Source organism: Methyloglobulus sp., from assembly GCF_040079455.1.
Taxonomy (GTDB): Bacteria; Pseudomonadota; Gammaproteobacteria; order Methylococcales; family Methylomonadaceae; genus Methyloglobulus.
This window is the reverse complement of sequence record NZ_JBEBKJ010000048.1, coordinates 21,658-27,748: the sequence shown is the minus strand read 5'-3', so window position 1 is coordinate 27,748 and position 6,091 is coordinate 21,658. Positions and strand designations below refer to the sequence as shown.

The following is a 6,091-nucleotide window of genomic DNA, read 5'->3' as shown; positions in this document are numbered from 1 at the left end:
GTTTGGTCGTTTCGTTTGAATGTTATTCATATTCATGGTCACCTCTAATGACATTATAAATCTGCCTCTAGAAGTGCCCTGTTTAATTAAACCATTTCAACATCCGATGGGCGTTTTATCGCACCAACTGGCGCACAAGTCATCGAGCTCGGGCCGTTGAATGAAAGCATCCATAAAATTAACGAACATATTGATGTGAATGATCTTGAAGTGCTGTCAGCTATCTACGAACAAATTCTGATCAATTTACTGGCTAACTCATAAAGTTTACACAACCAAAACCTAGCATCATCCAGCTATAGTTTTAAATGCCAAGTCATCAAGGAAAGCGATGATTTTGTTATCGTCTTTTCCTTGCCCGAAATCAGTTAAGGATGGCAGATTGTGCATAAAAAAATTCTGGCAATGCGCCATTTCAATGATGGTGGAAGCCAAAGATTTTGGGTAGCGGTATTCGCGGTTACATTCCGCAATTATATTGGCAATATGACCGCATAAGTCTTTGTAAGGCTTAAATAATTTATCCTTATTGTCTTCTGATACCCGTTTCGTCAAATAGGTTTTTGATCCTTCGGTAATGATAATTTGATGCAACAGGCTCTCATCAACGTAACTTGTCCGAATATCGTCTTCAACAGTCGTCGCCAATAACTTAATAACTTTTTTAAGTTTAACGACGGGATCATCAATATTATTAGTTTGATACGTCACCTGATATTCTAGCCACGTCCAATACCAGGCAACAATGTAAATCAGCAACCGATGTTTGTTCTCGAAATAGCGGTAAACCCCCGCTTCAGTCGTCCCAATTTCCTCTGCCAACTTTCTGAAAGTAAAGGCTTCAAAGCCATTTTTATGGATTAGCTGAATGCTGTGCAGGATGATTTTCTTGCCCAGTTCAGATTGTTCTGGATTTCTGAGAAACAACTTCTCATTCATTTTTATTTGCAATTCAATTTCCATACACCCTCGTTTCGATATAAATTAGTTTTTTTGTTTGCCATTGTTAGATCAGGCGGCAATAAAAACTATTTTTAGCAAAAATAAAATAGCCTTTACAATCTTAAATGATAGTATTACTATCTTACATAATTGTTATTGTATTTTTTTTGAGTGTAATTTCATTTTTTATAAAAGTAAATACCTAATTTGACGCAAAAGCGGATGGCTAACTCAAAAACTCCCTTACAACGACTGCAAAGCCTCATCACATTGGAACGTGAAGACATCGGTATTTTAATCACTTACGGCATTGGCATTGGCATACTGTCACTGGCAACGCCCGTGGCAGTGCAAGCCTTGGTCAATACCATCGCCTTTGGTGCCTTGTTCCAGCCTTTGTTGGTGCTGACTTTGGTGCTGCTGATCTTATTAGGCTTTAGCAACACGTTGGTCGCTTTGCAGTTTTATGTGGTGGAAATGCTGCAACGGCGTGTATTTGTGCGCATCTTTGGTGAGACAGCCACGCGCTTACAGCAAACGCGATATGCCGCAAATAGCGATTATCACCTGCCAGAATTGACCAACCGTTTTTTTGATGTGGTTACGTTACAGAAAACGGCTTCGGTAATGTTGCTGGAAACACTGGGTTATGTGTTGCAGACCTTGATCGGCATGGTTTTATTGGCGTTTTATCACCCTTTGTTACTGGCTTTTGATCTGTTTTTTATCTGCGCCTTGGCATTCATTTTGTTCGCTATGGGCAAACAGGGGATAGCATCGGCGACTGAACAATCCAAAGCCAAATATGCGGCGGCGGCTTGGCTTGAAGATATCGCCGCCAATCCGTTGCTGGTCAAGTCGTCTGAACATCGGGCCTATATCAACGCGCAGACCGACCGTCTTGCCAAGCATTATGTTGAAGCCTCAACGCAGCATTTTCGGATATTGTCACGGCAGAATATAGGCGCATTAGTTCTTCATGCCCTGGCTAGCACCTTGCTATTAGGCATGGGTGGCTGGATGGTAATTTCCAACCAACTCAGTTTAGGTCAATTGATTGCGGCGGAATTGGTGGTCGGCGCAATGATTTATGGCTTGACCCGCTTGGGCAAAACCCTGGAGAACGTGTACGAATTGTTAGCCAGCGTCGATAAGATTGGCTATTTGCTGGATTTGCCACAGGAAACTGAGCAAGGTGCAGCACCAGAATTTGCACGAAAGCCTTATAAAGTCGATATTGGAAATCTTTCCTTAGCTGTCAGCACACACCTGGATGCAATCAGCAACAGCAGTTTGCAGATTGCGCCGGGCGAACAGATCGTCATCAGCGGAGATATAGATAAAGGTAGTTTGTTGGATGTTGTTTATGGTCTGCACCCACCCAGTTCAGGTTATGTTTGCTTGGATGGGCAGGATTTGCGCGACCTTAATCTTGGTCAATTACGTTCTACCATCGGCTTGGTACGGCAGGTCGAAATCTTTGCTGGCAACTTGTTGGACAATGTGCGTTTAGGCCGCGATTTGAATTTAACGCACATCAGGAAAACTCTCGATCAGGTTGGTTTACTCGAAACCATTTCAGCCTTGCCCGACAGCTTGGACACGCACTTATTATCGAATGGTTACCCATTGACACGCGAGCAATGCTTGCGCTTGACCTTGGCACGAACATTGGCCGGTCAACCGCGCTTGTTGTTGCTCGACAGGATATTAGATCAGCTAGATAGCCGTATTTTGCCAACCCTACTCGATCATCTGCTTGCCACGAACTCACCTTGGACATTGATCGTCACCAGCCAACGACCTGATATTATCGCGCACTTTCCCCGTCAACTCAGTATAGTCAACGGCGGACTTATCGACTCCAAAGCTGATAATGAGGGGCATTATGACAATTAATGACGAAGCAAATCGGTTGACCTTACCCACCCTGGACACCTTAAAAACGGTGGAAACCGCCTCGGTTGCCAAACGCATTGCACGGGGAATGCTCAAGCTGTTCTTAATTCTGTTCCTGTTTTTAGGATTCACTCCGTGGCAACAAAACGTGCGTGGCATTGGGCGGGTCGTTGCCTATATACCTGCTGATCGTCAACAGCTCATTAGCGCACAGGTGGAAGGTCGAATTTCGCGCTGGTTGGTGAGAGAAGGCTCGCAGGTCAAACAAGGCGAGGTATTGGCAGAATTACTGGATAACGACCCATTGTTGCTGCAAAGATTGGAAAACGAACAGAAAACGGCATTGGCAAAGCAAGCAGCCACGGACAACCGCGTCAATACTTTCCAAGAGCAATTGCGGATGGCCGAACTTGCACGCCCTCAAGCCTTGTCTGCTGCGCAATCCCGCGTGGAAATGGCGAATGAACGCCGCAAAGCCGCCGAACAATCCGTGCAAGCCGCACAAGCGGCAAGGCAAACCGCCAGTTTGAATTTATCAAGGCAACAACAACTCAGGACAAAAGGACTGTCCTCGCAACGGACGCTGGAGTTATCGCAACTTGAAATGGCACAACGTGCCGCAGAGGTTGAAAGGGCGCAAGCGGCCTTGGTGGCAGCCAAAAGCGAAGTCGATGCGCTAACTTCAGACTGGCAAAAGCTGGGGGCGGATACATCGGGCATCGTCGAAAAAGCCCGTGCTGACTTGAACAAGTCCATTGAAGACCAAAACAGCGTCCGTGCCGATGTCTTAAAACTACAAACCCGACTGGCACGGCAACAAACCCAAACGGTTACTGCGCCTCGTGATGGGATTGTATTGCGCTTATTGGCAAACCCCGATGCAGAAATGGTCAAGCCGGGTCAAGGTTTGGCGATATTTGTGCCGGACACCGAGGAACGGGCAGTTGAATTATGGGTTGATGGCAACGATTTACCGTTGATAGTCACCAATAGCCGCGTCCGCCTACAATTTGAAGGTTATCCCGCTATCCAATTCGGCGGTTGGCCTGAGTTTTCGGTCGGTTCATTCGGAGGCAAAGTCGCCTTGATCGACGCGACCGACGACAGTAAAGGTCATTTTCGTGTACTTATCAAGCCGGATCCAGAAGATATTTCATGGCCCAGCACCCGTTTTTTGCGTCAAGGCGTGCGGGTCAATGGCTGGGTACTCCTGGGGCAAGTCACTTTAGGTTACGAATTGTGGCGAATTTTCAATGGTTTTCCACCGTTGATACTGCCTGAACCCTATTCTTCCGAAGGCACTAAAAGCTATTCCCCCAAAGTGGAAGATAAAAAGCCTCAAAGCGACGAAGGGAAAGATTCATGATTAAGCTAATTTTCCTGATGCTCGCCTTGCTGCCGCCAATCGGCTTGGCGGCAGAAGTAGCATCCCGCAAAAGCTCGGCATTAACATTAGAGGAAGTATTGAGTGCGGCGCAAAAAGCTTTTCCTGGCTTGCTGTCAGCCGAGCAACGCAAGCAAGTCGCCGCTGGTGAACTCACTGCGGCAGAAGGCGGCTTTGATACCTTATTGAAATCACAAAACCGCTGGTCAATTACAGGGTTGTATGAAAACGAAAATAACGATGTCAGCCTCGAACAGCCAACCGCGCTTTGGGGAACCACATTTTTTGGTGGCTGGCGGCGTGGCGTTGGTGATTATCCGGTTTATGAAGGCAAAAGCCAGACCACCGTAAGCGGAGAAGCCCGCATTGGGGTTAACGTACCCTTATGGCGCAACCGCGACATCGACCGCCGCCGGGCAAATCTGAAACAAGCAGAATTGGGGCAATTAATTGCCGGTCACGAATACGACCAAGCCTTGATTGAAATCACCCGACTTACGACTTACAGATATTGGGATTGGGTATTGGCAGGACAGCGCTTGGTGGTTGCAAAGCACTTGTTAACCATTGCCGAGCAACGCGACAAAGGCATACGTGAACGAGTGGCAGCAGGTGATATTCCAGAATTTGAAGCCTTGGACAACCAACGTGCCATTATTGAACGCCGTGAGCGTGTGGTTGCAGCACAACGCTTGCTAGAGCAAAGTGCCATCCAATTGTCCTTGTATTGGCGCGATGCCAATGACCAACCCACATTACCTACCGATGAGCAATTGCCGACACAATTTCCTGATCCTGATTCGATAAAAACCGTCAGCTTAGATGAAGCCTTGCAGACATCGTTGATGCAACGACCCGAATCCAAACGCCTAGAATTGCAGGCCAAACAAACGCAGACCGAATTGGAACTGCAACAAAACCAACGTGCGCCGGGCATTGATTTTACCGTAACTGCAGCCAATGACATTGGCGGCGATAGCCGCGATAAGATTAACCGCAACGAATTATACTTAGGCTTAAATATCGATATACCCCTGCAACAACGCACCGCCACCGGACGCGCCCAAGTCGCATCCGCCAATGTCCATCGTTTGAACTTGGATAGAAGATTGCAAGATGATCGGATTGCAGCGGAAGTCAAAGACGTGTTTTCAGCACTTTCTGCCGTGAAAAAACGGCTGACCTTGAGCACTCAACAACTCAATGCCGCAGAACAATTGGAAGACGGTGAAAAGACCCGCTTTGAGTTAGGCGAAAGCACCTTGTTGTTCGTGAATTTGCGGGAAATAGCCAAAGGCGATGCCGCCTTACAGTATGCCGAAGCAACCGCCAGTTTGTTTAGAAGTTATGCTGATTACCAGGCGATTTTGGGGATTAAGGAGCAAATAAATGATTTATCCAATTGAATTAAGAGGGTCTCAAGCGATGATCAATGAGATAGTTAAAAACAGAATCAAAATCGTATCAATTTTTAAATGGCTGCTGGGTCTTTCAGCATTGGGTTTTGTGATTCACTTTCCTGATGTCATTGGCCACAGCATTGTGTGGGTAGTCCACACCTTTTATGAGGCGACCTCATTTGTACTTGAACATTTTTTAGTGCACAACTTTGGCTTTGACAAAGATTTAGCCCAATTAATCGTCTTTTATTTCAGTGTCGTTGTAGGTTTAGGGACGACTGTTTTATTTTGGCGATATTGGCTTAAAGGTTATTTGCTTTACAAATTCTACGCTCTTCAACATCAGGTCATTTATTATTGGCACAGTAAGCGGACTGTGGAGAAAATCAAACTCATACTTATTTATTCCGCCTTAATGATAAGCACATTTATATTACTGATTAGCTGAAGTAGCACCAGAAATAGA

At 46.1% G+C, this 6,091-nt stretch carries 5 protein-coding genes and 1 pseudogene; 5 read left to right on the top strand and 1 reads right to left on the bottom strand.

Annotation, left to right across the window (positions count from 1 at the left end; all coding sequences use genetic code 11):
- Positions 1–99: 99 nt before the first annotated feature.
- A pseudogene (locus ABL924_RS11360) lies at positions 100–264 on the top strand (succinyl-diaminopimelate desuccinylase); the annotation flags it as partial.
- Between the two features lie 24 nt (positions 265–288).
- Here the strand turns inward: ABL924_RS11360 and ABL924_RS11355 are convergent.
- Positions 289–963 carry a TetR/AcrR family transcriptional regulator gene (locus ABL924_RS11355; protein ID WP_349027211.1) on the bottom strand — a complete coding sequence of 225 codons (675 nt, stop codon included), beginning with the start codon at positions 961–963 and terminating at the stop codon, positions 289–291.
- A gap of 201 nt (positions 964–1,164) precedes the next feature.
- Here ABL924_RS11355 and ABL924_RS11350 point away from each other — a divergent pair, with 201 nt between their 5' ends.
- Genes ABL924_RS11350 through ABL924_RS11335 form a run of 4 tightly spaced genes read left to right on the top strand, consistent with a single transcriptional unit; the run spans position 1,165 to position 6,073 of the window.
- A complete protein-coding gene (locus ABL924_RS11350; protein WP_349027210.1) occupies positions 1,165–2,841 on the top strand; it encodes an ABC transporter ATP-binding protein in 1,677 nt (558 codons plus the stop codon).
- Positions 2,831–4,207, top strand: coding sequence for an HlyD family efflux transporter periplasmic adaptor subunit (locus tag ABL924_RS11345; RefSeq protein ID WP_349027209.1), 1,377 nt, complete (start codon positions 2,831–2,833; stop codon positions 4,205–4,207). Before ABL924_RS11350 ends, ABL924_RS11345 begins: the two co-directional genes overlap by 11 nt.
- Positions 4,204–5,631: a TolC family protein gene (locus ABL924_RS11340; RefSeq protein WP_349027208.1), complete on the top strand. Its 1,428-nt coding sequence runs from the start codon at positions 4,204–4,206 to the stop codon at positions 5,629–5,631. The genes ABL924_RS11345 and ABL924_RS11340 overlap by 4 nt, the downstream gene beginning before the upstream one ends.
- Entirely contained in the window at positions 5,615–6,073 is a 459-nt protein-coding gene (locus tag ABL924_RS11335) for a hypothetical protein (protein WP_349027207.1), read from the top strand. The genes ABL924_RS11340 and ABL924_RS11335 overlap by 17 nt, the downstream gene beginning before the upstream one ends.
- Positions 6,074–6,091: the final 18 nt, after the last annotated feature.